The following is a 26,702-nucleotide window of genomic DNA, read 5'->3' as shown; positions in this document are numbered from 1 at the left end:
CGCGCAGCGCCCCTCGAGCGGCTACCGGATGCCCACCCTGCCGACGACGTCCAGCACCGACTGCTCCTTGTCCTTGACCTCCAGCACGACGTCGAGCTCCAGCCCCGCCAGGTCGTCGTGGAGGCGGGCGAACGCCTCGACGTCCACGTGCTCGGAATGGGCTCCGGGCGGTTTCCCCGCCTGCTGGTCGGAGTAGTGGATCTTCTGGCGCTCCTCGGCGGGCCAGGTGGAGGAGAAGGCCTCCACGACCTCGCGCACCGTCTTGTCGGGCATCGAGGGGTTGACCGCGTGGTGGAAGACGTCGAAGACTGCGGGCGCGCCCACGCGTGCGCAGAGGCGCAGCACGTCGGAGGCGGTGCAGACGGTCTCGTCGTTCTCGAACGCGAGTCTGCGGCGCACGCGTCCGGGGAGGGCCCCGTAGCGCTGCTCGAGGCGGGAGAGCGCGCACGTCTTGTCGCCGTAGGCGCCGCCGCAGTGCAGCACGATCCTCCAGTCCGGCTCCCCGCCGAGGAGCTCGAGCACGGTGGTGTGGTAGCTGAGGTCCTCCAGCGAGGCCTGCAGCGCGTTCTCGGACAACGCGTTGAGCACCGTGTACCGCCCCGGGTGCATCGAGAGCCGCATGCCGCGCTCGCGGGCGAAGGCCCCCACCGAGGCGAGCCGCTCGGCGAGTGCCCGCTGCCACCGGTGCCTGTTCACCGGGTGCGACCCGAACGGGATGAGACCGCTGCCCACGCGGAAGACCTCGATGCCGTGGTCGGCGTTCCAGCGCACGATCGCTTCGAGCGCGTCGACGTTCGACGCCGCCGTCTCCAGCATCCGCTCCTCCGTGTAGCGGGAGAGGCGGAACGTGCGGTTGGCGGAGGGCAGGCGGGTGTTGACCGCCGCATAGCCCAGCCTGATCACCGACGTCACCCCCGTTCCGCTCCTCGGGCGCCCCATGCCGCCCCCGGCGGCGACCATCAACGGTACCATGCCCCGCCGACGAGCGGATCGCGCTCCCGTCCGGCCGCCGACGGACGCGGGCGGCGGCGGATGCCGCCGGGGCGGGCGGTCTCGAGCGCACGGGGTACCTACCTCGGAAGGAGAGGATGCCGGATGGCCATCGAGATCTGGGTACGCAGTACCGAGGCGCTGAAGCGGCGAGGCTGGGGGTTCGTCGCCCGGGGCCTCGTGTTCGCCGCGTTCGGTGTCGCGGTCCTCGTCTGGCCCGCGCTCACCGGGACCGTGCTGGTGACGCTGATCGGCGCGGTCATCCTCTTGGCCGGTCTCGTGCTCCTCTACGGGGCGTTCCGGCTTCGCGACCTCGTCGGCGGGACATGGCTCGCTGCGGCACTGCCCGCGTCGACCGTCGCGGTCTTCGGGCTGGTCGTGCTCGCCTTCCCGCACGCGGTCAGCTCGGTGCTGCTCGTGATCCTGGCGGCCTTCGCGGTCCTGGCGGGCATCGCCGACATCGCGTCCTCCCTTGCGCTGGCGACGGTCGTCGGCTGGTGGTGGCTGAGGCTGCTGCGCGGGCTGCTCTTGACCGGGGCGGGCGTCTGGCTGATCTTCGCGGACGTGTCCGGGCTGGTGGCCATAGGCGTCCTCGTCGGCGTCTGGGCGCTGATGCTCGGCGGTCTGACGGTGGCGTTCGGGTTGCTCGCACTGCGCTCGTAGGACCGTCCGCCCTGCGGATGGACCACCCGGGCGGCATCTGTCCTGATACTCATTCAGTCGCCGCTGCCGCACACCGATAAGCGGGGTGACGGCTTCCGACGGAAGGGTGCGTGCGACGCCGGTGTTCCCTGCTGCATGCCCGTTCCTGCAACCGCAACTGGAAGCGCTCGAAGGATTTAGCCGCGCCACGTCCTGCGAAGGCCTTCGGTGCCCCTGGTTCGACGATCGCTGCCGGTTCGCGGAGCGCCTCATCGCCCTGATGCGGCGGCAGACCGGCGAGACGGGCGGAGCGGAGCCGCGCGACTAGGTGCCCCGCCCGACGCCTGCGGACGAGACCGCGGCAGGCCGGCGTCGAGGGCGGGTACGTACCCCCGTGAGCGAGCCGGATGGACGGGGGTGGGACCGATGACCCGGGAGTCGCAGGGTTTCGACACCCGGTACAACGAGACGGACATGTCGGTGGTCTACGAGTACGGGCCCTGGAGCGATTGGAGCGAGATGATCGGGTGGCTTCTGGCCGAGGGGGAGTCCGACCCGCGCTTCGGGCCCGGGAAGGTCACGCACATCGTCGCGGACCTGCAGCAGCTCGAGAAGGACCGGGTGCCCTTCACCGGCGACCCCGACGAGGCGTACCGGATGGCGCTCTCGCACCGCAGGCCTCTGTAGCACCGCCGGCGGAGGCCGTGCCGCGCACGCTGACTCCCGTGACCCGGTCGCCGCCTTGGATCGATACGACCCGGGCGCCCGGCCTCCGACGGCGCCGGCGACGATGGCCGTGACGGGTCCGCGGCCGAATCGTCCGGGATCTAGGCGAGACTGCGACGCCGCCTGCGCGAGCCCTCGCTCCCACCGAGGATCCCCAGATCGACCAGCACGCCGAGGACGACGGCGACCAGACCCAGACCGCGGACCCCGCCGTACGTGTTGATCGACCATGCCGCCGCCAGCGTGGTGAGCGGCAGGAAGAAGAACCCGAGCAGCGGCCACACCCAGGTGTCGAACGCTCTCGAGAGGTAGTCCGTGGCCAGCCACAGGATCACGAGCACGAGCCGCGGTGTGACGAGCGCGAGCAACGCAAGGATGCAACCGCACATGTCCGCCCCCTCCTCCAACGCCTGTCAGGCACACCGACGCCGTGGCTTATCCCCGATTCCTCGTGCCGCGGGACGCGGGAGGGCGCCGGCCGGAGGAGCTCGGGTTCAGCCCAGGGCCGAGGCCAACTCGAGCGTCTGGCGAAGACATCCTTCGCACTCCCCCGCGCGCCCCGCGTCGCGGAGCAGCCGAAGGTGTCTGCCGAAGGCGCGCCAGTACGCCCGCGAGAACCCCTCCTCGGCGAGCAGGACATCCACCAGCAAGGCGCTCAACCGCGCCGCGCCCGGCGCGTCCTCGGGGGCGAGCCTCAGGACGAGCTCCTCGAGCGTCCCCGCGAGCACGTCGCCGCAGCGCGTCAGGTACCTGACGAGACCGGCGAGCCGCCGGTGGTGTTCGCGGAAGTGCTCGCGTCCGGCTATCTCGCGAGCGGCGGCCTCCGCGGCCTCGGCGAAGGGGTCGGCCAGGGTTCTGAGTGCTTCCATCGCTCCTCCTCACGTCCGTCGGGTGCCATCTTGACGGGCCGCTCTGACATCGGGGGCCGTCGCCGACGGAGACAGGGATGCGCGGGGGCTCGGGCCTGGGCCGCACCGGGGGTGCTGCGGCACGGGCGCTTGACGCCCCCCCCTCGAGGAGCGGTTTCATGTGTGTCGGTGCCGGTCGTCGTGCGATGACAAGCATCGTGGGGGGAAGGCAGCACCTGCTCCGCCTCGTCCACATCCGCTCCGTCGCCTGCGTCGCGGTGCTCCTCGCGGCTTGCTTCGTGCTGCCCGCTTCCGTCTCCGCCTACCAGGAGCCGAACACCCTGTCGGGTACCGGCTGCAGCTACTGCCATCCCACTCGGTGGGTCGACCCGCCCGGCTACTTCGAGGTCGAGCGCCGACCGGTCGCCGGCGGCGACTGCGACGCATGCCATGTGCCGTACGCGCGCGACGTGTGGACCGGCCCGCACGGCGCGTACACGACCACGTCGAGGAAGTGTGCCGCATGCCATTCGGTGCACGCGGCGGAGGAGGACGGCATCAAGCTGTTGCCCGGAGCGACGATACAGGCGAGCTGTCTCTCCTGCCACGACGGCACGGCGGGCAACGGCGTCTACGGTACGATCGAGGCTCGCGGGGGTGCTCCCGGAGCCCGGCACCGTTGCGAGGTGACCGACGTCGTCCCCGGCGGGGATGCCTCAGGCGGCGGCTCGGCCGTCCGGATGTTCCGAGGAGACGGCAACCTGACGTGCACGGATTGCCACAGCCCCCACGGCACCGACCTCGTCGCGCCGTTCAAGGGCGACCGCAGGCGCGTTCGAGGAGACAACCCGGCGCCCGTCACCTCGCGCCTCCTCAAGAAGAGCCCTACCGGGGCCGCCTCACCCGTGCCGCAGTACGGTTCGGACTGGTGCCTCGTCTGTCACGCGGGGCGCTCGTCGGGAGGAGCCGTGCACAACCACCCCGTCGACAGCCTCGCGTCGCGCGTGGACCCGTTCGACTACTCCAACGTGGCGATACTCGACTCGGAAGGCCTCACCGGCGGCACGGTCCTGGGCCCGCTGGGCGGAGTCCCCTTCCCCGGCTCGGGCCATCGGCTTCCCGAGGCGGCGAACTCCGGTAACCGCGGGTACCTGATGCCGTACCCGCGCTCACCCGAACAGGCGGACCACTACCCGATCTGCCAGCAGTGCCACGAGGACTCGCGCCAAGTCGGGACGCTGTCCGCGGACGGCTCGACGGCGGAGGCGGCGGGCGCGTCCATCGCGGCCGCGGACGGGGGTCGTCTGGGACGGCGGCAGCGGCTCCTGGGTGCCCAGCTCCGACAACCCCCGCTTCCAGAACTTCCCGCACGAGACGGAGAACGCCCGGATGACGGTCGAGACGGCCGACGACCTCTGCACGAACTGCCATCCGGCGGCCCGTCTGCCGTAGCTCCCCCGCACTCCCTCCACGGCCGCCACCCCGCTTCTCCGCGCGGACGTCCCCGCTTTCCGGGTACAGAGCTTCCGGGCGGACGCGAGGTTCGCGGGGCGGGGGGGCGGCTTGCAGGACCTCTGGTACAAGACCGCGGTCATCTACTGCGTGGACGTGGAGAAGTACGCCGACTCCGACGGCGACGGGGTCGGCGACCTGCGCGGGCTGACGGAGAAGCTCGACCACATCGCCGGGCTCGGGGCGACGTGCCTCTGGCTGCTGCCGTTCTTCGTCTCCCCGAGGAAGGACAACGGCTACGACGTGGTCGACTACTACTGCGTCGACCCGCGCCTCGGGACGCTGCGGGACTTCTCCGTGCTCGTGAAGGAGGCCGGGGAGCGCGGGATGCGCGTCATGATCGACCTCGTGATGGCGCACACCTCCGACGAGCACCCCTGGTTCCTCGCCGCGCGCCGGGACCGCCGGTCCCGCTACCGCGGCTACTACCTCTGGGCGGACAGCCCGCCTGCCGTCCCCCTCGGCGCCACGACGGCGTTCCCGGGCGAGGACGACCGCCTCTGGACCTATGACGAGGTCGCCGGCGCCTACTATTACCATCGCTTCTACCGCTTCCAGCCGCAGCTCGACTTCCGCAACCCGGAGGTCCGTCGCGAGGCGGAGGCGGTGATGGACTTCTGGCTGGCGATGGGCGTCTCCGGCTTCCGCATGGACGCGCTGCCCGTCCTGGTCGGCCCGGACCCCGCGCTGCCGGGCCATCGCGACACCCACGGGTGGCTGCGGCGCATCCGCGAGCGGGTGTCCCAGCAGCGCCCGGACACCGCGCTGCTGGGCGAGGTCGACCTGGACACGGAGCAGCTGGTGGAGTACTTCGGGGACGGCGACGAGATGAACATGCTCTTCGGCTTCTTCCTGAACGGCCACATCTGGCTCGCCGTGGCTGGCGAGGACAAGGAGCCGCTGCTCAAGGCCTTGGGGCAGCTTCCCGCCGGGCCGCCCGGCTGCCAATGGGTCAACTTCCTGCGCAACCTCGACGAGCTCAACCTCAGCTGGCTCTCTCCCGACGACAGGGCGCTGGTGTACGGACGGTTCGCGCCGGACGAGGGCATGCGCGCCTACGGCCGCGGTATCCGCCGACGGCTCTCCCCGATGCTCGGCGACCCCCGCCTGGTCGAGCTCGCCTGGGCGCTCACGTTCTCGCTGCCGGGAGCGCCGCTGATCGTCTACGGGGACGAGATCGGTCTCGGCGACGACCTCGGCGCGGACGGTCGCGCCGCGGTGCGCGTCCCCATGCAGTGGAGCTCGGCCCGCAACGGCGGCTTCTCCACAGCGCGCCCGGGGCACCTCGTCCGGCCCGTGGTCTCCAAGGGCGCGTTCTCGTACCGCCGCGTGAACGTCGAGAGGCAGTCGGGCGATCCCTCCTCCCGGCTGTCCTTCATGCGCCGGTTGATCGCCGCATGGAGGGCGTGCCCGGAGTTCGCCCTCGGCCGGTGGCACCCGTTCGACACGGGGGCGCGCGAGGTGATGGCGCACCACTGCGTGTGGAAGGACGGGCACGTGGTGGCCGTCCACAACCTCTCCCACAGGCCGAGCGGGATCCGCTTCGATGTCCGCGACCACCGGAGCCGGCTGCTCCAGCCCGTCTTCGGAGAGGCGGAGGAGAGGGAGGTCTCCGAGGGGGTGTGGGACGTGGCGCTGGGTCCGTACGGGTACAGGTGGTACCGGGTGACGTACGCGGCGACAGGGGAGGTGCCCGACTCATGGTGAGGGAGCACCTCTGGTGGCAGCACGGGGTCGTCTACGAGATCTACCCCCGGTCGTTCCAGGACAGCGACGGGGACGGGGTGGGAGACATCCCCGGCATCCTCTCTCGCCTCGACTATCTGAGCCGCCTCGGCGTCGACGCGCTTTGGCTCTGCCCGGTCTACCCCTCGCCGATGGCCGACTTCGGCTACGACATCAGCGACCACACCGGCGTGGACCCGCTCTTCGGAACGATGGGCGACCTCGAGACCCTCGTGTCCGAGGCGCACGCACGGGACCTCAAGGTGCTGATGGACCTCGTCCCCAACCACACCTCCGACCGGCATCCGTGGTTCCTCGAGTCGCGCTCGGGGCGCGACTCGGGCAAGCGCGACTGGTACGTCTGGCGCGACCCCGCCCCGGACGGAGGGCCGCCGAACAACTGGCTGGCGCACTTCGGCGGGCGTGCCTGGGAGTTCGACGGCGCGACCGGGCAGTACTACCTGCACTCGTTCCTCGTCCAGCAGCCCGACTTGAACTGGCGCAACGCCGAGGTCCGCGCGGCGATGTACGACGTGATGCGCTCCTGGCTCGACCGCGGCGTGGACGGGTTCCGGGTCGACGTGCTGTGGCACGTCGTCAAGGACGACAAGTTCCGGGACGACCCGCCGAACCCCGACTGGGTGCCCGAGGACGGGCCGTACATGCGGCTGCGGCACGTGTACTCGGCCGACCGGCCCGAGGTGCACGAGGTGATACGCGAGATGCGCGACGTGCTCGACGAATACGACGAGCGGGTGATGATCGGCGAGATCTACCTGCCACTGGAGCGCCTCGTGGCCTACTACGGCGAGAACTGCTGCGGCGCGCACCTCCCCTTCAACTTCCAGCTCATCGAGCTGCCCTGGAACGCGGGGGCGATCAAGCGCGCCGTGGACGCCTACGAGAGCCTGATCCCGGAGGGCGGCTGGCCGAACTGGGTGCTCGGCAACCACGACAAGTACCGGGTCCTCAGCCGGATAGGACCGGCGCAGGCCCGCGTCGCCGCGATGATGCTGCTCACCCTGCGCGGCACGCCGACGATGTATTACGGCGACGAGATCGGCATGAGCAACGTGCCCATCCCGCCCGACAAGGTGTGCGACCCCTACGAGCGCAACATCCCGGGGCTCGGGCTGGGGCGCGACCCGGAACGGACGCCCATGCAGTGGGACGCCTCGCCCAACGCCGGCTTCACCACCGGCGAGCCCTGGCTGCCGCTGGCCGCGGACCACGACAGCTGCAACGTCGAGGCCCAGCTGGACGGCCCGGCGTCGATGCTGGGGCTGTATCGCCGGCTGCTCGAGCTGCGCCGGTCCGAGGACGCGCTGTCGGTCGGTGACTACGTGCCGCTCGAGGCGGTCGGCGACGTGTTCGCTTACATGCGACGCCGGTCGTCGAGGCGCTTCATCGTCGCGCTCAACCTCGGTCACCGGCAGCAGGCCTACCCCCTGGGGGGCTTAGAGGGCGTCGTGGTGCTCGGCACGGACCCCGGGCGCGAGAGGGAGGTCGTCTCGGGCACGCTGCACCTCGGGGCGAGCGAGGGAGTCGTGATCGCGGGGGTGCCGTAGCGGCCTGGTCCCTCGGTCCGGTCAGCCGGCCGAGCGCGAGACGACCGAGAGGGTGTGCGCCGCCGACAGCGGGTCGGGGACCCGATGACGCCCGCTCGACCACGCCAGGCACAGCGCGACCGCGCTCTCAAGGTCGACGAGGTTACCCGGCGAGACGTACACCGGTCTGCTGCTGTGCTTGAGGCGCAGCGCCGCCCCCTCGGCGCCCCACTCCTTGGTCAGCACGATGCGCGACCCGCGGCCCGGGGGCGGGCTCGCCTCGATCGCATGGAACGGGGTCTTCGGCACGCCGACCGACGGCAGGCCGAACAGCAGCCCGACGTGCGAGGCCAGCCCGCAGCCCCGCTCGTGCACCACGCCGTGGCCGTCGAGGAACAGCACGCCCGGCTCGGAGGTCAGGGCCAGCAGCGCCTCGACCGTCAACCGTCCCTCGCGGAAGGCGAGCAGGCCGGGGCGGTACGGCGCGTCGGGCTCGCCGGCGACCACCGCGGCGTCGACGACTCGCATCCAGGCGTCCATCACGACCGCGGCGGCCCACGCCCGGGTGCCGTCCCTCGAGTACGCCACGTCCGCGCCCGCGGCCAGGACCGGCGCGCCCGGTCCCGAAGCGGCAAGCGGCGCGAGGCGCACCAGCGGCGCCAGGCGGCGCTGGGTCTCCTCGGCCTCCTCGGGGGTCACCCGCCAGGGGTGCGTCAGGTCCTCGCGGAGTCGCGGCATGGCCGCATGCTACGTCTCGCCGAGGTACGCCCGGCGCAGCTCCTCGTTGGCCAGCAGCTCGGACGCCCCGCCGGACATCACGACCTGGCCGGCCTGGAGCACGTAGCCGCGGTCCGCGATCGAGAGCGCGGCCGTCGCGTTCTGCTCGACCACGAAGATCGCCACGCCCTGCTCGGCGTTGATGCGCTTGATGATGTCGAAGTTGTTGTCCACGAGCGCCGGGGCCAGGCCCATGGACGGCTCGTCCATGATGACCAGCCGCGGCCGCGACATCAGGGCGCGGCCCATCGCGACCATCTGCTGCTCGCCCCCGGACATGGAGCCCGCGCGCTGCGTGCGGCGCTCGTACACGCGCGGGAAGAGCGAGTACACCGTCTCCAGGTCCTCCCGGACCCCCTTGGCGTCGCTTCGCGTGTATGCGCCCATCTCGAGGTTCTCCAGCACGGTGAGGTGCGGGAACAGCCGCCGGTTCTCCGGGACGGTCGCGATGCCCCGCTTGATGCGCTCCGCCGTCCGCAGGTTGTTGATGACCTCGCCCCGGTACACGACGTCTCCCGACGTCGGGCGTACGATGCCGAGGATCGTCTTCATCGTGGTGGACTTGCCCGACGCGTTACCGCCGAGCAGGCAGACGATCTCGCCCTCGCCGATGCGGTAGTCCACGTTCTTGAGGATCGGGATGCGGCCGTAATGGGTGCGGACGTCGCGGAACTCGAGCAGCGTGGGCCGCCCGCCGTCGCCGCCCGCCGCCTCAGGCCGACTCTTGAGCGCCACGCTTGCCAAGGTACGCCTCCACCACCATCGCGTCGTTCGCCACGTCCTCGGGCAGACCCTCGGCGATCTTCACGCCGTGGTCCATCGCTATCACCCGGTCCGAGGCCCCCATGATCACCTTCATGTCGTGCTCGATCATCAGGATCGTGTAGCCGCGCTCCCTCAGGTCCTTGATCTGGTTCATGACCTCGTTGCTCTCCATGGGGTTCATGCCTGCGACCGGCTCGTCCAGCAGGAGCAGCTTGGGGTCGGACGCGAGCGCTCGCGCGATCTCGAGGCGGCGGCGGTTCGCGTAGGAGAGCGAATAGGCGGGGTGGCTCTGCCGGGGGCCCGAGAAGCGACCGGGGAAGAAGGAGAGGATCTCCTCCGCCCGCTCGCGCATCCGCTGCTCCTCGCGGCGCATCGAAGGCAGCCGCAGCATGGCCGCGAGCGGACCGCCGCTCGTGCGGCTGTGCATGCCGACGAGCACGTTCTCCAGGACGCTCATGTTGCCGAACAGACGCAGCATCTGGAAGGTGCGTGCGACGCCCCTCTCGTGCACCTGGTCGGGGCGCAGACCCGCGATCGACTCGCCGGCGAGCAGGATGTCGCCCGAGTCGGGCTCGTAGAGACCGGAGATGAGGTTGAACGCCGTGGTCTTGCCCGAACCGTTCGGGCCGATGATCGAGAGGATCTCGCCCTCGTTCGCCGTGAAGGACAGACCGTCGACGGCCTTCAGGCCGCCGAACCGCTTGGTCACGCCCTGGACCTCGAGGATGGGCGCCATCTCACGCCTCCAGATCCGCGCGGCCCTCTTCGATGTCGAAGAGGGCTTGCCGGGTCTTCTCCTGCTCGCGAGGGTCCTCCTCATGGACCTCCCGCCGCCACAGCTTGTCGGGCAGGAGTCCCTCGGGGCGAAGGATCACCATGATCACGATGACGATGCCGACGATGAGCATGCGGTACGTGTCGAACCCCTGCAGGAACCCGGAGACCGCCGGCGAGGACGAGATTCCCGGGAACAGCGACGGCAGCCACTTGCTGAACGTGGCGCGGACGAACTCGGGCAGAGAACTCAGGCCCACGGCTCCCAGGACCGCGCCCGGGACCGAGCCCATCCCGCCGAGGACGACCATGCAGACCACGAAGACGCTCTCGCGGAAGACGAAGTACGTCGGGTTGATGAAGCTCTGGTAGTAGGCCAGGAGCGAGCCCCCGAGGCCGGCGATGCCCGCGGAGATGACGACCGACAGGAGCTTCATGCGCATCGGGTGGATGCCGGTATGGTGCGCGGCGATCTCGTCCTCGCGCAGGGCGTTCCACGCGCGCCCGACGCGCGAGCTCTTCAAGTTGGTGAGCAGCACGATCACCACGACCACGGACGCCAGGATCAAGTAGTAGAACTTGCCCGGCGTGTCGATGAGCAGGGGGCCGATCTCGGGGCGGTAGATGCGCGGGATGCCGCCGGGCCCGTTGGTGAGCGAGTCCCAGTTGTTGAACGTGATGCGCGTTATCTCGCCGAAGGCCAGCGTGACGATCGCCAGGTAGTCGCCTCGCAGTCTCAGGGTCGGCAGCGTGACGAGCAGCCCGAGCAGCATCGCAAGCCCTATCGAGAGCGGGATCAGCGCCCAGACCGGGAAGTGATGGCCGAGCCGCGGCGAGGACAGGATGGCGGTGGTGTACGCGCCTACGGCGAAGAAGGCCACGTAGCCCAGGTTGAGCAGGCCGGTCTCGCCCATCACAAGGTTCAGACCTATCGCGAGCAGCACGTAGATGAGCGCTCTAACGCCCACGCGCAGCCACACGGTGTCCATGAGGTCCGCCTGCTCGAGCAGAGGGAACGCCGCGGCGGCGGCGAGCGCCCCTCCGATGTAGACGCTCCTCGGCAGGGAGGCGAAGAAGGCGCGAACGCCCTTCCTGTCCTCGGCCACCGCTACACCTTCTCCTGGATGTTCTCGCCGAGGATGCCCGACGGGCGGAACATCAGCACCACGATCAGGGTGGTGAACGAGACGACGTGCTGCCACTCGGTGGAGAAGCGCACGCCTCCGTTGATCAGGAAGACGACCGCGGCGGCCAGCAGCAGCACGTTGCCGGCGGTCAACTTCAGGGCATGCCGGGCGGAGACGTCGAGCAGTGCGTCGGTGCGCGGCCCCAGCACACGCCGCACGGCGGTCAGGGGGGCGAGGCGATACACGCCCAGCAGCTCGCGCTCGTAGTCGGACGTGCGCTTCTCCTGCGCGACGTGGGCCAGCCGGCGGCGGGGGGCGCGCCACAGCTGCACGTACATGCCCAGCGCGAAGCCCGCCAGCAGGATCCACGCGAGGCCGCCGAGCCTCAACCCCACTCCGTAGTTCTCGGCCAGCCCCAGGATGAGGGCGCCCACCACCGCGCCGGGGATGTTGCCGATGCCGCCCAGCACGGCGGCCGTGAACGCCTTGAGGCCGAACAGGAAGCCGGTGTTGAACTTCAGCGAGCCGTAGAACATCGCCACGAGAAACCCGCCGACCGCCGCCAGCGCGGAGCCGACGATGAACGTGAACGCTATGGTGCGGTTGGTGTCGATGCCCATCATCTCGGCCGCCTCCATGTCCTGTGAGGTCGCCCGCATGGCCTTGCCGATGCGCGTGGACCTGATGAGCCACGTCAGTCCGGCCATGAGGGTCATCGACACGCCGATGATCACGAGCGCGAGCACCCTGACGCGCACGCCGGCGACGGTGATGAAGCCTTGGGGCACCACCGAGGACGGCATGATGACGGGGTTGGGTCCGACGACGACGATGATGAGGTTCTGCAGGATGATCGAGACGCCGATCGCCGAGAGCAGCGGGATGATGCGCGAGGCCCCGCGGAGCGGGCGGTACGCGATGCGCTCGATGGTCCAGCCGAGCGCGGCGGTGAGCGCCACGGAGACGACCAGCGCCGCTCCGAAGTACAGGATCTTCGCCGCGAGCGGCGTGCCGTCGTCCACCCCCGACCAGATGAGGAACGTGGCGGCTATGTAGCCGCCGACGGTGAAGACCTCGCCGTGGGCGAAGTTGATGAACTCCAGTACGCCGTAGACCATCGTATAGCCCAGTGCGATGAGCGCATAGATCATTCCGATGGTCAGACCGGCCACCGTGAGCGTCAGGAGGTGCTCCAAGAGCCTCGTCCTCTCGGGGGAAGTCGTCCCGTCCCGGGATGACCCGCTCAAACTACCAGCCACGTTCCCGTCAAGCAAGGACCGCCCGAGGGCAACAGGAAGGCGCAGGACCGGTCAGGCCCTGCGCCTTCCTGGCGATGTATACGACCCGCCTACTCGGCGGCCACCCACTTGCCGTCGGCGAGCTTCCACTTGGTGATGGTGACCAGCCGGGCGGAAGCACCCTTCGCGACGAACTCGCCGTTCTCGTCGAACCCGAAGGTCCCCGTGATCCCGGTGTGCTCGATCTCGCGCAGGGCTTCGATGACGGCGTCGCCGTCCGTCGATCCGGCCTTGGTGATCGCGGCCACCAGCGCACCCAGCGCGTCGTAGTTCGTCTCGGCGTAGGGGCCGGGCTCCTTGCCCGTGGCCTCGGTGTAGTCGGCCTTGAACTGCTCCCAGTCCGCCATGTCCTCCTGCGCGATGCCGCCGATCGTCGCGAGCATGCCCTCGACGTTGGCTGCGCCTCCGGCCTCGCCCACGATCTCGTCGGACTTCACGCCGTCGCCGCCCATGTACGCGGTCTCGACGCCGGCGTCGACGAGCTGCTTGCGGAGCAGGCCGGCCTCGCGGTGGTAGCCGGTGAAGATCACGGCGTCAGGCGCGGCGGCCTTGATGTTGGAGACCTGCGCGGAGAAGTCGGTGTCGCCCTCCTGGGTGTGCTCCCGGACCACCTCGACACTCTTGGCCTTCAGGGCATCCTCGACGTTGTCGCCGAGGCCCACCGCGTAGTCGCCCTTGTCATCGACGATCACGACCTTCTTGAAGCCCTGCTCGGCCGCCCAATCGCCGAGGACCTTGCCCTGGATGCTGTCACCGATGCAGGTGCGGAAGAAGTTCGGGAACGAGCCGTCGGTCAGCGTGGCGAGCGTCGCCGAACCGGAGATCATGGGGATGCCGGCCTCCTGGTAGATCGGGAGCGCCGCATTCGTGTTACCGGAGGTGAGAGCACCGATGACGCCGACGACCTTCTCGTCGACCATCGCCTGGGCCACGACGGAGGACTCTGCCGGCTCGCCCTTGTCATCCTTGATGACGAGCTCGATCTCGTACGTCGTGTCGCCGACCTTGAAGCCGGTGTACTTGTCGCGCGCGAGCTTCAGCCCCTCCTGCGCGGCGAACCCGTAGTCCGCCAGACCCCCCGTCAAGGAGGTATGGACACCGATCTTGATGGTCTCGGTCCTGGCCTCGCCGCCGCCTTCGCCCTCGGCGCTGCGCTGGCAACCGCCCACCAAGCCCATGCTCAAGGTGAGGACGACCGCGAGCAGCAAAGCGAGCAGCCGTGCGTGCTTCTTCATAGTGCTTCCCGCCTTCCCGTTCCGATTCGTGCGTGCCGGATGGTTGCCCGGGATTCTATCATCGGGAAGGGAGCATGGCACTACCTGCCACCCGTCGGGGGGCCGTGCTCGATGCATGAACGAAGCGATAGTATGCGTTCCGCAGCCCGAGGACGACAGCTCTCGGGCAGCGCGCCCCGCTAGTAGCGGAAGACGGCCGCCAGGGGCGCGTCCCGCACGCCGAGCGGGAAGACGGAACCGCCGTTGAGCACGGTCTGCATGACGGCGAAGTCCGTGAGGTCCTCGGTCCCGGGAGCGTCCTCCTCGGCGAGGCGCACCTCACCGGTCTGGGGGTCGAACGACCCCCAGACATGGCCGTCCTGGCGTACGAACAGGGAGTCCACGCGGCCGTACGCCGACGCTCGCACGACGTCGGCCGCATCGGACGAGGCGTGGCCGGTCCCCTCGTACTCGTTGAAGCGCTCCAGCGCCTGCCGCCGGGCGCTCTCGAACAGCGGCTGGACGAGCTGCCAGGCCCGCTCGTGCAGCTCGCTCGGGCCGAGCAGTTCGGGGTTGCCGCTGATGGCGTCGTCGAGCAGGCCGCGGTAGGGATTCGCCTCACGGTACATCGGGACGACATAATCCACCGTCGCCAGCACCATCGGGGCGGTGTCGTGCTTGAGGACGTCGTAGACGCCGCCGGCCACCTTGTGGAGGAAGTGGATCATCTCGCGCGTGTCGCCCTTGGCGTCCACACCGCTGCCGAAGAACTGTGCCCCCCGGCGTCCCGTGCGCGGCCCGGCCGGCCCCGTCATCGTGTGCCATTGCCGCGTGTCGTCGAAGTTCTCGTCGTTGCGCAGCGCCGCCTCCCGGCTGGGCGGCACGCTGTCGGGCAGCGGGACCTCCTCGATGCCGCTCCGCGTGCCCCGGTACAGCTTGACGTGGTCCTGGCTCAGAGCCAGCACGTAGAAGCGCTCGCCGGAGTCCACCGCGCCCATCAGCGGCTTGACGTAGAACCGCGAGTTGACGACGCCCTCCTCGGCGAACGTGACGGCGAAGCGGTAGGTGAGGAGCCCGTCCGCCGAGAGGAAGACGGCCAACCCGCCCGGCCGGGGGCGCCAGAAGAGCCCGTCGTCCACGAGGCGCCAAGCCGGCTCCATGAACGCGCGCACGTCCGCCGGGCGCTCGCCGGCGTCGGTGAGCCGCTTCTCGGCTCGGCGCAGGAGGTTCTTGAAGCGGATGGGGTCCTGCTGGTTCTCGGGCGCCGCGTTGTGGGTGGTGAGGTAGATGGAGACGTGGTGACCGCCCTCGCTAGCGGAGAGACGCTTCAACCCGTCGATGTCCAGCGTGTCCATACCGCCTCCTCAGTCTCGTGTGCCGGCCAGGACCCTGAACCGCTTCGCGTCGCGGACGGCGTAGCCGTGCGCGTCGTTGTTGAAGAACGCGTAGACGTCGAGCCCCTCGCCGAGGCGGTCCCGCGCCACGGCGGCCCATTCGCGCAGCTCCTCCTCCGCGTAGGCGGAATCCGCTTCGATCGCCCCGCCGTGGAAGCGCAGGTACGTGAATCCCGCGGTGACCTCCCGGCTGCCCGGCCAGCGTGTCGAGTGGGCCACGACCAAGGCGTGCCCGTGGCGGCGCAACGTCTGAAGGACCTCGTCGTTGAACCAGCTCTCGTGCCGGAACTCGAAAGCGTGGCGGACGCCGTCCGCCTCGGCCGAGAGCACGTCGCAGAAGCTCTGGAGCCGCTCCAGGTTCGCCCGGGACCGGGCCGGCAACTGCCATAGCACGCACGAGAGCGTCTCTCCGAGAGCCGAGGCACGCGACATCAGCTCGCGGACGGGGGCCCGCGCGTCCTTCAGGCGCTTCATGTGGGTTATGTACCTGCTCCCTTTCACCACGAAGGCGAACCCCTCGGGCACGCTTCGCCGCCACTTCCCGAACGTCTCCCGCTCGGGCAGGTTGTAGTAGGTCACGTTGAGCTCCACCGTCCGGAAGCGCTCCGCGTAGTACGGGAGCCACCGCGCCTCGCTCAATCCCTCGGGGTAGAAGACCCCCTTCCAGTGCGGGTAGACGAACCCGCTCGTGCCGATGAGCAGCTCACCCATGACGCCCTTACCGCTCGTACGCCACGGTCAGGGCGCCCGAGGCCAGCACCACGCCCTCCATCTCGCCCTCCAGGTCCTCCGCGCTCGGGCGCTCCGGCACGTCGAGCTCGGGCACGGACAGCGCCCGGACCGAGACCTCGTAGCGGTGAGGCCCCCGCCCCGGAGGGGGCTGCGGGCCGCCCCACCCGCGCGTCCCGAACGTGTTGACGAGCTCGCGGCCCCCGGGCACGGAGCCGGAGGAGCCCTCGGGCAGCGACGTCACGTCCGGAGGCACGTCGACGACGGCCCAGTGGATCCAGTCATTGGCGGCGGGATGCCGGTCTATCACCGTCACCACGAAGGAGCGCGTGCCCTCGGGCGCGTCGCTCCAGGCGAGCGGCGGCGAGACGTTCCGTCCGCCCCCTCGCTCGGTCGCGAACCGCCCCGGCATGCGCGCTCCGTCCTCGAGCGCCTCGGAAGTCACCTGCATCGGCGCGCCTCCTCCCGGCCCCTTCGCCGGGGAGCGCTCGCCGCGCTCCCCGCACCCCGCGACGGCGAGGGCCGCGGCCGTCAAGGCCGCCGCCGCGGCCAGCGCGGCGTGCCGGCGCCGGGTTGTGACGGGGATCCCCACGCTCAAGTATCTTCCCCCTCGGGCGCGCCGCGGAAGCGCACTTGCCCGACGCCCCGCTCCACCTTCGGACGCGCGGCGGGCCCGGGCGTGTCGGCTCACCTTGAGGAGCACTCGGAGCCCGGGTGTACCTGACGCCGCCCGCGGCGTATAATCCGCTCTCCGTACGGCGCCCGCGGTCGGGCTCGGGCGGCGGCACGTCGCGAACCTGGTCAGGTCCGGAAGGAAGCAGCCATAAGCGGCCTCTGCCGGGTGCCCGGGTCCGACCGCGGGCGCCGAGCGCGCGGCGCCGGGAGGGCACCCGGCGTGCTCGCGGCGCGGCGGCGGTGTCGTTCCCACGCGGTATCATCGAGAGGTCATGACTCACGTCTCGCTCTACAGGAAGTACCGCCCGCAGACCTTCGAGGACGTCGTCGGGCAGGCTCACGTCACCCGCACGCTGCGCAACGCCGTGCGCGAGGGCACGGTGGCCCACGCGTACCTCTTCACGGGCCCGCGCGGCACGGGCAAGACCACTACGGCGCGGATCCTGGCCAAGGCGCTGCTCTGCGAGCGCGGTCCCACCCCCGAGCCCGACGACACGTGCCGGAACTGCCGGGACGTCGCAGAGGGCCGGCATCCCGACGTCCACGAGCTGGACGCGGCGAGCCGCACCCAGGTCGAGAACGTGCGCGAGGAGATCATCGGACGCGTCGCGTACGCGCCGACGCGCGGGGCGTGGAAGGTCTACATCATCGACGAGGTGCACATGCTCTCCATGCACTCGTTCAACGCGCTGCTGAAGACGATCGAGGAACCCCCCTCCAAGACCGTGTTCGTGCTGTGCACCACGCATCCGAACAAGGTGCCCGAGACGATCCACTCGCGCTGCCAGCGCTTCGACTTCCACCGCATCGGGGTCGACGACATCGCGGGCCGGCTCGCCTACGTCGCCGAGCGTGAGGGCATCGACGCCGAGGAGGGAGCGCTGCCCCTGATGGCCCGGCACGCCGCCGGCAGCATGCGGGACGCGCTGGGGTCGCTCGAGCAGCTGGCTTCGTTCACCGGGGGACACGTCACGCTCGCCGACGTCGAGAGCCTGCTCGGAGAGGTCGACGTCGCGTTGCTCTTCGAGATGTCCGCCCTGATTGCGGAGCGCGACGTCGCCGGCGCGTTCGGGCTGGTCGCCAGGCTCGCCGAGGGCGGGACGGACCTGGTCGAGTATGCCCGCGAGCTCAGCGGGCACTTCCGCGACCTGTACGTGGCGGCGGTCGTGGGCGATCCATCGGGCGTGGTCGACGTGACCGCCGAGGAGATGGCGGGACTGATGACGCGGGCCCGCGCGTTCGGTCCCGACCGGCTGGCCCGCTGCCTCGACCTGCTCGGCCAGCTCGCGGCCGAGCTTAGATCCACCTCGGACGCCCGCCTCGCGCTCGAGGTCGCCCTCACGCGCATGGCGCGCCCGGAGGGCGACCTGACGCTCGAGTCGCTCGCGGAGCGGGTGGCGGTGCTGGAGGCGGGCGGGCAGGCCGCGCCCGCAGCCGGGCCGTGCCGGTCGCCGGCCGGTCCTACCGCCGAGCGGGGTGCCGACGCGCCGGCGGAGCCGGTGCCGGCCCGGGACACGGGGTCCGCGGCGCCGGAGGCAGCGGGCGGACGGCCGGACGCCGCCGGGCCGCCGGACCGGGCGGCGGTCAAGCGCGCGTGGCCGTCGGTCCTCGGCGAGATGCGGCGCGCCAGGCGTTCGCGTGCGACGCTGTTCGCGAACACGGAGGCCGACCTGGACGCCGACGGCGAGACGCTGGTGGTCGAGTTCCCCGCCGACAACGACTTCAACATGCGCATGGCCGGCGAGCCCGACACGCACAAGCTGCTGAAGGCCGCTCTCGCGTCCGTGCTGGGGACGGCGCCGCCCTTCCGGTACCAGCTCGGCCGAGGTCCCGTACGGCCGGCCGAGCCGGCGCCCGCAGCGCGGACGGCCACGAGCGCGACGGCTGGGCGGGACGAGGGCGCGGCGGCGGGGCGGGACGAGGGACCGGACGTGCCGCAGGCGGGGCCCGAGGGGGCGCGCGGCGGCGACCTGGAGAGACAGGTCATCGACGACCTGGGGGCCGAGGTCGTCGGCGAGCACCCCCTGGAGGGGAGCGAGGAGGCGTAGACGGCACGCCTGGGCCGGCGGCCGACGACGGAAGGAGACGGCTGGTGAAGCCGAACATGGGCAACCTGATGAAGCAGGCGCAGAAGATGCAGGCCGACATGGCCCGCGTGCAGGATGAACTGAAGGAGGAGCGCGTCGAGGCGTCGGTGGGCGGCGGCGCGGTCAAGGTCGTGATGAGCGGCGACATGCGGGTCGTCTCGGTCACGATCGACCCTTCGGCGGTCGATCCCGACGACATCGCGATGCTGCAGGACCTCGCCGCCGCCGCCTTCAACGAAGCGCTGCGGATGGCCCAGGAGCTGGCGTCGCAGAAGATGTCCGCCGTCACCGGCGGGCTGGGCGGCGCGCTGCCCGGGATGATGTAGGGCATCGTCGGCGATGAGGCTCTACTCTCCCGCGGTCGCCCGCCTGCTCGAGGAGCTGGAGCGGCTCCCCGGCGTCGGCCCCAAGTCGGCGCAGCGCCTCGCCTTCCACATCCTCAAGGCCGACGAGGAGGCCGCCAGGCGGCTCTCGGAGGCGATCGCGGAGGTGAAGCGCACCGTCCGCTTCTGCGCCCGCTGCTTCAACCTCGCAGAGGACGAGTTGTGCGAGATCTGCGCCGACCCGGAGCGCGACCGCTCCGTCGTGTGCGTGGTCGAGGAGCCGCGCGACGTCGTGGCCGTCGAGCGCACCGGGGAGTTCCGGGGTCTGTACCACGTTCTGCAGGGCGCGATCTCGCCCATCGAGGGCATCGGCCCCGAGCAGCTCCGGGTGCGGGAGCTCGTGGAGCGACTGGGCGGGGGGACCGTCGAGGAGGTCGTGGTCGCGACCAACCCCAACGTCGAGGGCGAGACGACGGCGCTGTACGTGGCCCGCCTGGTCAAACCCCTCGGGGTCCGCGTGACGCGGATCGCCTCCGGGCTGCCCGTGGGCGGGGACCTCGAGTACGCCGACGAACTAACCCTCGGCCGTGCGATCGAGGCGCGCCGGGAGATGTAGGGAGGAGCCCTCCCTGGCCCTGACGTGCGGGGGTATGGTAGCCTTCACGGCCACGAGCCACCGCTCACCGAATGGCGGCTACCGTCGGCGGCCGAGTGAGATCGGTGAGCGGCTGCTTCCGTATCCTGGGGGGACACCCGCAGGGCGTCCCGGGAGCGTTCCCCGTCCCGGGCGGGCGGTGCCCTCCGCCGGAGGTGCCCTGACGTCGCCCGCACGCACCGGCCACTCGGGCCGAGTCGAGGAAGGGGAGAGACATGCAGCAGCTGACGGAGATCCGTTGGCATGCGCGCGCCGGCCAGGGCGCGGTCACGGCCGCGAAGCTCGTGGCGGAGACCGCGCTCGAGCAGGACCTGTTCATGCAGGCGATGCCGGAGTACGGGCCGGAGCGCATGGGCGCCCCCATCAAGGCGTTCACCCGGATCAGCGGAGAACCGATCGACATCCACTGCAACATCGAGCATCCCGACGTGGTGATCGTGCTCGACGAGACGTTGCTCAACATCGTCGACGTCACCGAGGGGATGCCGGACGACGGCGTCGTGATCGTGAACACGTGCAAGGCCCCGGACGCGGTGCGCGACGAGCTCGGCGTGCCGGACACCGCGAGGGTCGCCTCAGTGGACGCCTCCGGCATCTCGCTCGCTACGCTCAAGCGCGACATACCCAACACCCCGATGGTGGGTGCGCTTGCGAAGGTCACGGGGCTGTTCGACCTGGCCCAGGTCAACGACCACCTCGCGAAGGCCTTCGGCAAGAAGTTCTCACGGGAGGTGATCGACGCGAACATCGCGTCGGTCACCCGTGCCTACGAGGAGGTGACCGTGGCGTGACGGACGAGAAGAGGAAGTGGGACATATCGCGGATCGACGAGTGGAAGTGCGAGGAGTTCCCGCGCGGCGCCGTCATCCCCGACTCCGGCAGCTCGCGCGACTACGTCACCGGCGGGTGGCGCTCAGAGCGCCCCATCCGTGACGAGGAGAAGTGCACCCAGTGCCTGCTGTGCTGGATCTTCTGCCCCGACTCCGCGATCAACGTCGAGGACGAGAAGGTGACGACGTTCAACCTCGACCACTGCAAGGGATGCGGCGTGTGCGCGAACGAGTGCCCGGCCGACGCGATCCGCATGGCGAACGAGGTGGCGTGCGCGATGGGGGAGGAGGAGTAGATGGCCGAGCAGAAGACGCTGGCGACCACGGGCAACGTGATGGTGGCCGAGGCGATGCGGCAGTGCGCTCCGGACGTCATGGCGGCCTATCCGATCACCCCCCAGACGACGATCGTCGAGGAGTTCGCCCGGTTCGTGGCGCAGGGCCGCGTGCACACGGAGTACGTGACCGTCGAGTCCGAGCACTCCGCGATGAGCGCCTGCGTCGGCGCGTCGGCCGCCGGGGCACGGGTCATGACGGCGACCTCCTCGCAGGGCCTCGCGCTGATGTGGGAGGTGCTGCACATAGCTTCCGGGATGCGGCTGCCGATCGTCATGGCGAATGCCAACCGCGCGCTCTCGGCGCCGATCAACATCCACTGCGACCACAGCGACGTCATGGGGAGCCGCGACACGGGCTGGGTGATGCTCTTCGCCGAGACGGCGCAGGAGGCCTACGACAACACGATCATGGCCGTCCGGATCGCCGAGCACCCCGACGTGCTCCTGCCGGTGATGTCCTGCCTCGACGGCTTCATCACCACCCACTCGATCGACCGTGCGCGGATGCTCGACGACGAGAGCGTGAAGGCGTTCGTCGGTGAGTACGAGCCCGCCGAGCACACGCTGCTCGACTACGAGCACCCGGTCACGCACGGCTCGTTCGCGGGACTCGGCGGGCCGTTCTTCGAGTTCAAGAAGGCCCAGCGCGAGGCGATGGAGCGGTCCCGCGAGGTCATCCGTGACGTCGGTGAGGAGTTCGAGAGGCTGTCGGGGAGGCCGTTCGGCAAGCTGGAGGCGTGGGGCATGGACGACGCCGACGTCGCCGTGGTGGTCATCGGGTCGACCGCCGGCAACGCGCGGCACGTAGCGCGCGAGCTGCGCGGGACCGGCGTCAAGGCCGGCGTGGTGAAGGTACGCTGCTTCAGGCCGTTCCCGTACGCGGAGCTGGCCGCGATGCTGAAGGGCATGAAGGCGGTCGCCGTGCTCGACCGGGCCGAGAGCTTCGGCGCTGAGGGAGGACCTCTGTTCCTGGAGGTTCGCAGCGCGCTGTACGACCTGGACCGTCGCGTGCCCGTCGTCGACTACATCTACGGTCTCGGCGGCGCCGACGTGCGCCTCGAGCTCATCCGCGAGGTCTACGACGACCTCGCCGGGATGGCGGCCGGGGCCACGGGGCCCGAGGGTCTCGTCTACCTCGGCGCCCGATAGGAGGTACGTGACATGGCGAATCTCAAAGAGCTCACGCACCGCGAGGACCTCCTCGAGGGCGGCCACCGCCTGTGCGCCGGGTGCGGTGCCTCGGTAGCGGTACGCCAGGTGATGCTGGGCGTAGGCGGCGTGCCCGTCGTGGCGGGCTGTGCCACGGGTTGCCTCGAGGTGTCGACGACCATCTATCCCTACTCCTCGTGGAAGACACCCTTCATCCACAACGCCTTCGAGAACTCCGCGGCGACCGTCTCCGGCGTCGAGTCCGCTTTCAAGGCGCTGAAGCGCGCCGGCAAGATCCCTGCCGACAAGAAGATGAAGTTCGTCGCCTTCGGCGGTGACGGCGGGACGTACGACATCGGGTTGCAGTCGCTCTCCGGGGCGATGGAGCGCGGGCACGACATGGTGTACGTGTGTTACGACAACGGTGCGTACATGAACACCGGCATCCAGAGGTCCTCGGCCACGCCGATGGGCGCGTGGGCGACCACCGCCGAGGTCGGGAAGGCGCAGGCCGGCAAGGTCCAGCCCCGCAAGGACCTGACTTCGATCATGGCGGCGCACAACATCCCCTACGTCGCGCAGGCTTCCGTCAGTCACTGGAAGGACCTCACCGCCAAGGCCGAGAAGGCGTTCGCGGTCGAGGGCCCGGCGTTCCTGAACGTCTTCGCGCCGTGCCCGCGCGGCTGGCGCATCGCCTACAACAAGACGATCGAGATCGCCAAGCTCGCCGTGCAGACGGGGTTCTGGCCGCTGTTCGAGGTCGAGGACGGTGTCTGGCGTCAGACCGTCAAGGTCCACAGCCGCAAACCGGTCGAGGAGTTCCTCAAGCCGCAAGGCCGGTTCAAGCATCTCTTCAAGCCCGAGAACGCCGAGGTGCTCGCCGCAGTGCAGGCCGAGGTCGACCGGCAATGGGACTACGTCGTCGGTCGCGTCGAGCGAAGCTGAAGGAGCGGTCGCGCGTTCGGGCGCCGCTGATGCCGGCGCCGGCCGAGCGGTGCCGCGCCGCGGGGACGACCCGGGCGGCCGTTCGATGCTAGAATCCGATAGGTTCCGAGGGGTGAGCCGAGGCGGGGAGGGTGCCGATGCGTTCCGGTCTGCAGCGGCGCGCGGTCGCGGTCGCATGCTGCTTCGCGCTCCTCGCGCTCATCGGCGGGGGCTGTTCCCAACAGGAGGTCGGCGCGGGCGGCGAGAAGCGCGAGCGGGTGAGCGTGCGCGTCTCCGGCTCCGGTACGTGCCGCCCGCTCGTCCAGATCCTCGCCGATGAGTACCAGGGCGGCGACATCGAGTTCTCGTTCCTGCCCGGACTCCACTCCGGGGGCGGCATCAAAGGGGTCGCCAACGGCGACCTCGACCTCGGCATGGTCTCCCGCGAGCTCACCGACGAGGAGAAGAAGCTCGGCCTGCTCTACACCGCGCTGTCCAGCGACGGACTCATCCTCGCGGTACACCGGGACGTTCCGATCGACGGCCTGACCACCGAGCAGGTCAAGGCGATATACCGCGGCGATCACAGGGACTGGTCCGAGCTCGGCGGCCCGGACCTCGCGATCACCGTGCTCGACCGCAACGAGGACGAGTCGGCCAAGATCATCCTTCGCAAGTACGTCATCGGCGACCTGAGGGTGACCGACAGGGCCGTGAACCTGTTCTACGAGCCCGACATGGTGGACGGTCTCGAGAAGACCCCCGGGGCGATAGGCTACTTCTCGCTCGGGTACGCCCTCTCGCGCGACATCCCCGTGCGCCGCCTCGAGCTCGACGGGGTGGAGGCCTCCGTGGCGAGCATCGAGGACGGAAGCTACAAGGTGATCAGGCCTCTGGGTGTGGTGACCAGAGTGCAGCCCTCCGACGGGATACGCGCGTTCCTGCGATGGGCGCGCAGCGACGAGACCGTCGAGATGATGAGCTCGAGGGGTTACGCGCCTCCGGTGGGGGGACCGTAAGGGCAGGCTGGGCCGGCGGCGGAGTCCGCGAGGAGCAGATGCGAAGATCCATCTTCGGGCGACACCTTCACAACCAGATCGTCATGCCCCTGGTCGTGGCCTCGGTCGTCGTCGGGATAGTCGCGACGGTGCTCGCGGTCTACCTGCTGTCCAGGTTGATCGACGACTGGGTCGACGTCTCCGCCGCGGCGGCTGCCGAGAGCGTGGAGAGCGCGCTCGCCGTCGACGCCGCCACCCTGTCGCGCACCGCGAAGATCGCCGCCGAGAACCCGCAGCTGAAGGAGCGGGTCAGGACGGGGGATCCCGGAGCTATCACCGCCGTCCTCGCCGTCACCAACGGAGCACTGAAGACCGACAACCTGATGCTGCTGGACGGCGAGGGCCGGGTGGTCTCGACCACCGGGGCCCTGTCGCTGAAGCCCGGCGACTCACCGCTCCGTCCGGCGGACCGGACCTACGTGGCGCTGATGATGAGCCACGTCGTCTTCATCGAGCTCGGCGGGGTGCCGACGCTGACGGCGTTCGAGCCGATGGGAGGGACGGACGACACCGTACATACGCTCGCGCTCACCCGCAGGATCGACGATGCGTTCCTGGACGTGCTCACCGAGGGGTCCGGGGCGTCGTACTGCTTGTCGCTGCCCGGCCGCGGCCACGTCGCCGCCTCGGTCGGCACCGACCCCCACAACGACGCGCTGCGAGAGGTGATAGTGGACGACCCGCGGCTCAAGGGCTTGGCCGCGTTGGACCTCGGTCCCCGTGAGACGCGCACCTACGACCTCGAGGTCGGGGGCTCGAGGTACAGGGTTCGCATAGGGGACATGCTGCTGGAGGACGACCCGACCGACAGCCGGATCCGCGTCATGTCGATCATGAGCACCGACGTGACCGCTCAGGCGCGCGGCACGACCACGGCGCTGATCCTGATGTGGTCGGCCTTCGCCGTGTGCGTGCTCGTATGGCTGGGGAACTGGGTCGCCAGACGCGTCTCCCGCCCCCTGGCGAGCCTTGCGTCCATATCGAGGCGCGTGGCCGAGGGCGACTTCGCGGCCACGGCCGTCACCGAGGGCGCCAACGAGATCACGGACCTGGCCGTCAGCTTCAACCAGATGACCGACTCGCTGCGGGAGCGCACCGAGTCGCTCACCAAGAAGGTGCTCGAGCTCGCCACGCTCTACGAGATGAGCCGCTCGCTGGGCTCCACCTTCGACCTGGACGCGCTGCTCGAGTCGGTGCTCGATGCCGCGATGAGGATCTTCAACGTGGATTCCGGCTACGTGACCCTTCGCGAGAAGGACTCGGGCCGCTTCGTCCTCAAGACCTCGCGTGGCGCGGTCGGCCGCACTCCCGAAAGGACGGTCCGCAGCTCCATGTCGGAGTGGGTCGTCCGCGAGGGGAGGCCGCTCATCTTCAACCCCACCGACGAGGTGCCGCACGAAGCGGATCCCATGACCGGCGCCAGCGCCGCGCTGTGTGTCCCGCTGACGACGTCGGAAGGGGTGATCGGTACCATCACCATCGGCAGCCACAACCCCGCCGTCCGCTTCTCCGCCGAGGACGTCCGCCTGCTCTCGACGATCGCGAACCATGTCTCGATCGCGATCGGCAACATCGAGCTCTTCCTGAGTCTGCAGGATGCCTACCTGGCCACGGTCCGCTCGCTCGCCGAGGCCGTGGATGCCAAGGACCCGTTCACCCGCGGTCACTCCGACAAGGTGGCGTCCCTGGCGGTGCGCATCGGCGAGCGCCTCGGACTGTCGGCGGAGCAGCGGATCGCCCTGGAGATGGCGGCCTACCTGCACGACATCGGCAAGATCGGGATACGCGAGGAGATCCTGATGAAGCCCGGCCGTCTCACGGAGGCGGAGATGGGGCAGATGCGGCACCACCCGCTCATCGGGGCGAACATCCTCAAGCCCGTCGCGTTCCCGTGGCCGATCGCGCCGGTGGTCCGGCACCATCACGAGCACTGGGACGGCCGCGGCTATCCCGCGGGGCTGCGCGGCGAGGAGATCCCGTTGCTGGCCCGGATACTCTCGGTCGCCGACTCCTACGAGGCCATGGTCTCGGACCGCCCCTACAGGCCCGGCAGGAGCGGTGACGAGGCGATCGAGGAGCTGCGACGGTGCTCCGGGACGCAGTTCGACCCGAAGGTGGTCGAGGCGTTCGTCGGCATCCTCGAGGCGGAACGTGGCGACAGGGCCTCCGCCGAGGAGCAGCCGGCACTCGGCGATCTCCAGCCCGAGGAGCTGCACGCCACGTTCGTCGCGCTGTGCGACGGCATGTTCGCCGAGTTCAGGCGCCTCGGTGGTCCGCGCCTCGCCGCGAACCTCGAGCGGCAGCTCAACGAGTCGTGCGCCGAGAAGGGGATGCCGTGCGTCGTCCGCCACGGCCACTTCTCGCTGCGCACGGACGGGTCCGACCCGGCGGAGCACATGGCGGTGATGACCGAGGTGATCGACCGCATGGTCGTCCTGATGGAGCACACCTCCGGGCACACCCTCGTGGAGCACTTCTACGCCCAGGCGCTCTCGGACCTCTCGGAGCGCATGCGCTCGGTCGCCTCCGTGCTGCAGCTGCGCGAGAGCGCCTGACCTCCCGTCCCTCGGCCCCCCGCGGTGCTACACTATCCCG

The 26,702-nt window shown here is 70.1% G+C and carries 25 protein-coding genes, 1 other RNA gene and 1 pseudogene; 15 read left to right on the top strand and 12 right to left on the bottom strand.

What is annotated here, in order from left to right:
* Positions 1–21: 21 nt before the first annotated feature.
* Entirely contained in the window at positions 22–912 is an 891-nt protein-coding gene (gene uvsE, locus IBX62_03335; GenBank protein ID MBE0476114.1) for a UV DNA damage repair endonuclease UvsE, read from the bottom strand.
* 183 nt (positions 913–1,095) lie between these two features.
* On the opposite strand from uvsE, the gene IBX62_03330 reads away from it, so the two are divergent.
* Positions 1,096–1,653, top strand: a complete 558-nt coding sequence (locus tag IBX62_03330) for a DUF308 domain-containing protein (protein MBE0476113.1) — start codon at positions 1,096–1,098, stop codon at positions 1,651–1,653.
* Between the two features lie 405 nt (positions 1,654–2,058).
* Positions 2,059–2,319 (top strand): hypothetical protein, encoded by a 261-nt coding sequence (locus IBX62_03325; protein ID MBE0476112.1) that lies wholly within the window; start codon positions 2,059–2,061, stop codon positions 2,317–2,319.
* A gap of 140 nt (positions 2,320–2,459) precedes the next feature.
* Here IBX62_03325 and IBX62_03320 read toward each other — a convergent pair whose 3' ends face one another.
* Positions 2,460–2,747: a hypothetical protein gene (locus IBX62_03320; GenBank protein ID MBE0476111.1), complete on the bottom strand. Its 288-nt coding sequence runs from the start codon at positions 2,745–2,747 to the stop codon at positions 2,460–2,462.
* A 105-nt stretch (positions 2,748–2,852) separates the two neighbouring features.
* Complete coding sequence (locus tag IBX62_03315) at positions 2,853–3,227, bottom strand: hypothetical protein (protein MBE0476110.1); 375 nt, start codon at positions 3,225–3,227, stop codon at positions 2,853–2,855.
* 77 nt (positions 3,228–3,304) lie between these two features.
* Between IBX62_03315 and IBX62_03310 the strand changes: the two are divergent.
* The 3 genes and pseudogenes from IBX62_03310 (at position 3,305) to IBX62_03300 (ending at position 8,011) form a co-directional block, all read left to right on the top strand.
* A pseudogene (locus IBX62_03310) lies at positions 3,305–3,823 on the top strand (hypothetical protein).
* A gap of 946 nt (positions 3,824–4,769) precedes the next feature.
* Entirely contained in the window at positions 4,770–6,425 is a 1,656-nt protein-coding gene (locus IBX62_03305; protein MBE0476109.1) for an alpha-amylase family protein, read from the top strand.
* Positions 6,419–8,011 carry a DUF3459 domain-containing protein gene (locus tag IBX62_03300; protein MBE0476108.1) on the top strand — a complete coding sequence of 531 codons (1,593 nt, stop codon included), beginning with the start codon at positions 6,419–6,421 and terminating at the stop codon, positions 8,009–8,011. Before IBX62_03305 ends, IBX62_03300 begins: the two co-directional genes overlap by 7 nt.
* 21 nt (positions 8,012–8,032) lie before the next feature.
* On the opposite strand, the gene IBX62_03295 is transcribed toward IBX62_03300, so the two are convergent.
* The 9 genes from IBX62_03295 to IBX62_03255 form a co-directional block, all read right to left on the bottom strand.
* Complete coding sequence (locus IBX62_03295) at positions 8,033–8,728, bottom strand: endonuclease V (protein ID MBE0476107.1); 696 nt, start codon at positions 8,726–8,728, stop codon at positions 8,033–8,035.
* 9 nt (positions 8,729–8,737) lie between these two features.
* A complete protein-coding gene (locus IBX62_03290; GenBank protein ID MBE0476106.1) occupies positions 8,738–9,448 on the bottom strand; it encodes an ABC transporter ATP-binding protein in 711 nt (236 codons plus the stop codon).
* A 31-nt stretch (positions 9,449–9,479) separates the two neighbouring features.
* Positions 9,480–10,268, bottom strand: coding sequence for an ABC transporter ATP-binding protein (locus tag IBX62_03285; protein ID MBE0476105.1), 789 nt, complete (start codon positions 10,266–10,268; stop codon positions 9,480–9,482).
* Position 10,269: 1 nt separating this feature from the next.
* Positions 10,270–11,412, bottom strand: a complete 1,143-nt coding sequence (locus tag IBX62_03280; GenBank protein ID MBE0476104.1) for a branched-chain amino acid ABC transporter permease — start codon at positions 11,410–11,412, stop codon at positions 10,270–10,272.
* A gap of 2 nt (positions 11,413–11,414) precedes the next feature.
* Positions 11,415–12,629: a branched-chain amino acid ABC transporter permease gene (locus tag IBX62_03275; GenBank protein MBE0476103.1), complete on the bottom strand. Its 1,215-nt coding sequence runs from the start codon at positions 12,627–12,629 to the stop codon at positions 11,415–11,417.
* 152 nt (positions 12,630–12,781) lie between these two features.
* Positions 12,782–13,966 carry a branched-chain amino acid ABC transporter substrate-binding protein gene (locus tag IBX62_03270; GenBank protein MBE0476102.1) on the bottom strand — a complete coding sequence of 395 codons (1,185 nt, stop codon included), beginning with the start codon at positions 13,964–13,966 and terminating at the stop codon, positions 12,782–12,784.
* A gap of 179 nt (positions 13,967–14,145) precedes the next feature.
* The gene (locus IBX62_03265; GenBank protein MBE0476101.1) at positions 14,146–15,300 is read right to left on the bottom strand and encodes a hypothetical protein; all 1,155 of its coding nucleotides are present in this window, start codon (positions 15,298–15,300) and stop codon (positions 14,146–14,148) included.
* A 9-nt stretch (positions 15,301–15,309) separates the two neighbouring features.
* Positions 15,310–16,050, bottom strand: coding sequence for a DUF72 domain-containing protein (locus IBX62_03260; GenBank protein ID MBE0476100.1), 741 nt, complete (start codon positions 16,048–16,050; stop codon positions 15,310–15,312).
* A 7-nt stretch (positions 16,051–16,057) separates the two neighbouring features.
* The gene (locus IBX62_03255) at positions 16,058–16,519 is read right to left on the bottom strand and encodes a YbhB/YbcL family Raf kinase inhibitor-like protein (GenBank protein ID MBE0476099.1); all 462 of its coding nucleotides are present in this window, start codon (positions 16,517–16,519) and stop codon (positions 16,058–16,060) included.
* 315 nt (positions 16,520–16,834) lie between these two features.
* Here IBX62_03255 and ffs point away from each other — a divergent pair.
* From ffs to IBX62_03205, 10 genes are all read left to right on the top strand, one after another.
* An RNA gene (gene ffs, locus IBX62_03250) (signal recognition particle sRNA small type) lies at positions 16,835–16,928 on the top strand.
* 87 nt (positions 16,929–17,015) lie between these two features.
* Positions 17,016–18,791, top strand: coding sequence for a DNA polymerase III subunit gamma/tau (gene dnaX, locus IBX62_03245; protein ID MBE0476098.1), 1,776 nt, complete (start codon positions 17,016–17,018; stop codon positions 18,789–18,791).
* Between the two features lie 56 nt (positions 18,792–18,847).
* On the top strand, positions 18,848–19,156 hold the full coding sequence (locus tag IBX62_03240) for a YbaB/EbfC family nucleoid-associated protein (GenBank protein MBE0476097.1): 309 nt from the start codon (positions 18,848–18,850) through the stop codon (positions 19,154–19,156).
* Positions 19,157–19,169: 13 nt separating this feature from the next.
* Positions 19,170–19,769, top strand: a complete 600-nt coding sequence (recR, locus tag IBX62_03235; protein MBE0476096.1) for a recombination protein RecR — start codon at positions 19,170–19,172, stop codon at positions 19,767–19,769.
* Positions 19,770–20,023: 254 nt separating this feature from the next.
* Positions 20,024–20,599 (top strand): 2-oxoacid:acceptor oxidoreductase family protein, encoded by a 576-nt coding sequence (locus IBX62_03230; protein ID MBE0476095.1) that lies wholly within the window; start codon positions 20,024–20,026, stop codon positions 20,597–20,599.
* A 23-nt stretch (positions 20,600–20,622) separates the two neighbouring features.
* A complete protein-coding gene (locus tag IBX62_03225; GenBank protein MBE0476094.1) occupies positions 20,623–20,934 on the top strand; it encodes a 4Fe-4S binding protein in 312 nt (103 codons plus the stop codon).
* Positions 20,935–22,125, top strand: a complete 1,191-nt coding sequence (gene porA, locus IBX62_03220; GenBank protein MBE0476093.1) for a pyruvate ferredoxin oxidoreductase — start codon at positions 20,935–20,937, stop codon at positions 22,123–22,125.
* Positions 22,126–22,137: 12 nt separating this feature from the next.
* Complete coding sequence (locus IBX62_03215; protein ID MBE0476092.1) at positions 22,138–23,070, top strand: pyruvate ferredoxin oxidoreductase; 933 nt, start codon at positions 22,138–22,140, stop codon at positions 23,068–23,070.
* 137 nt (positions 23,071–23,207) lie between these two features.
* Positions 23,208–24,068 carry a phosphate ABC transporter substrate-binding protein gene (locus tag IBX62_03210; protein MBE0476091.1) on the top strand — a complete coding sequence of 287 codons (861 nt, stop codon included), beginning with the start codon at positions 23,208–23,210 and terminating at the stop codon, positions 24,066–24,068.
* Positions 24,069–24,106: 38 nt separating this feature from the next.
* Complete coding sequence (locus IBX62_03205; protein MBE0476090.1) at positions 24,107–26,662, top strand: HD domain-containing protein; 2,556 nt, start codon at positions 24,107–24,109, stop codon at positions 26,660–26,662.
* Positions 26,663–26,702 lie beyond the last annotated feature (40 nt).

The organism is Coriobacteriia bacterium (assembly GCA_014859305.1).
Classification (GTDB): Bacteria; Actinomycetota; Coriobacteriia; order Anaerosomatales; family Kmv31; genus Kmv31.
This window is presented reverse-complemented; position numbering and strand designations above follow the sequence as displayed.

Coding starts and splice junctions, on each gene's coding strand:
- IBX62_03330 (MBE0476113.1), top strand. CDS start 1,096: ATGGCCATCGAGATCTGGGTACGCAGTACCGAGGCGCTGAAGCGGCGA.
- IBX62_03325 (MBE0476112.1), top strand. CDS start 2,059: ATGACCCGGGAGTCGCAGGGTTTCGACACCCGGTACAACGAGACGGAC.
- IBX62_03320 (MBE0476111.1), bottom strand. CDS start 2,747: ATGTGCGGTTGCATCCTTGCGTTGCTCGCGCTCGTCACACCGCGGCTC.
- IBX62_03315 (MBE0476110.1), bottom strand. CDS start 3,227: ATGGAAGCACTCAGAACCCTGGCCGACCCCTTCGCCGAGGCCGCGGAG.
- IBX62_03300 (MBE0476108.1), top strand. CDS start 6,419: ATGGTGAGGGAGCACCTCTGGTGGCAGCACGGGGTCGTCTACGAGATC.
- IBX62_03295 (MBE0476107.1), bottom strand. CDS start 8,728: ATGCCGCGACTCCGCGAGGACCTGACGCACCCCTGGCGGGTGACCCCC.
- IBX62_03285 (MBE0476105.1), bottom strand. CDS start 10,268: ATGGCGCCCATCCTCGAGGTCCAGGGCGTGACCAAGCGGTTCGGCGGC.
- IBX62_03270 (MBE0476102.1), bottom strand. CDS start 13,966: ATGAAGAAGCACGCACGGCTGCTCGCTTTGCTGCTCGCGGTCGTCCTC.
- IBX62_03265 (MBE0476101.1), bottom strand. CDS start 15,300: ATGGACACGCTGGACATCGACGGGTTGAAGCGTCTCTCCGCTAGCGAG.
- IBX62_03260 (MBE0476100.1), bottom strand. CDS start 16,050: ATGGGTGAGCTGCTCATCGGCACGAGCGGGTTCGTCTACCCGCACTGG.
- IBX62_03255 (MBE0476099.1), bottom strand. CDS start 16,519: ATGCAGGTGACTTCCGAGGCGCTCGAGGACGGAGCGCGCATGCCGGGG.
- dnaX (MBE0476098.1), top strand. CDS start 17,016: ATGACTCACGTCTCGCTCTACAGGAAGTACCGCCCGCAGACCTTCGAG.
- IBX62_03240 (MBE0476097.1), top strand. CDS start 18,848: ATGGGCAACCTGATGAAGCAGGCGCAGAAGATGCAGGCCGACATGGCC.
- recR (MBE0476096.1), top strand. CDS start 19,170: ATGAGGCTCTACTCTCCCGCGGTCGCCCGCCTGCTCGAGGAGCTGGAG.
- IBX62_03230 (MBE0476095.1), top strand. CDS start 20,024: ATGCAGCAGCTGACGGAGATCCGTTGGCATGCGCGCGCCGGCCAGGGC.
- porA (MBE0476093.1), top strand. CDS start 20,935: ATGGCCGAGCAGAAGACGCTGGCGACCACGGGCAACGTGATGGTGGCC.
- IBX62_03215 (MBE0476092.1), top strand. CDS start 22,138: ATGGCGAATCTCAAAGAGCTCACGCACCGCGAGGACCTCCTCGAGGGC.
- IBX62_03210 (MBE0476091.1), top strand. CDS start 23,208: ATGCGTTCCGGTCTGCAGCGGCGCGCGGTCGCGGTCGCATGCTGCTTC.
- IBX62_03205 (MBE0476090.1), top strand. CDS start 24,107: ATGCGAAGATCCATCTTCGGGCGACACCTTCACAACCAGATCGTCATG.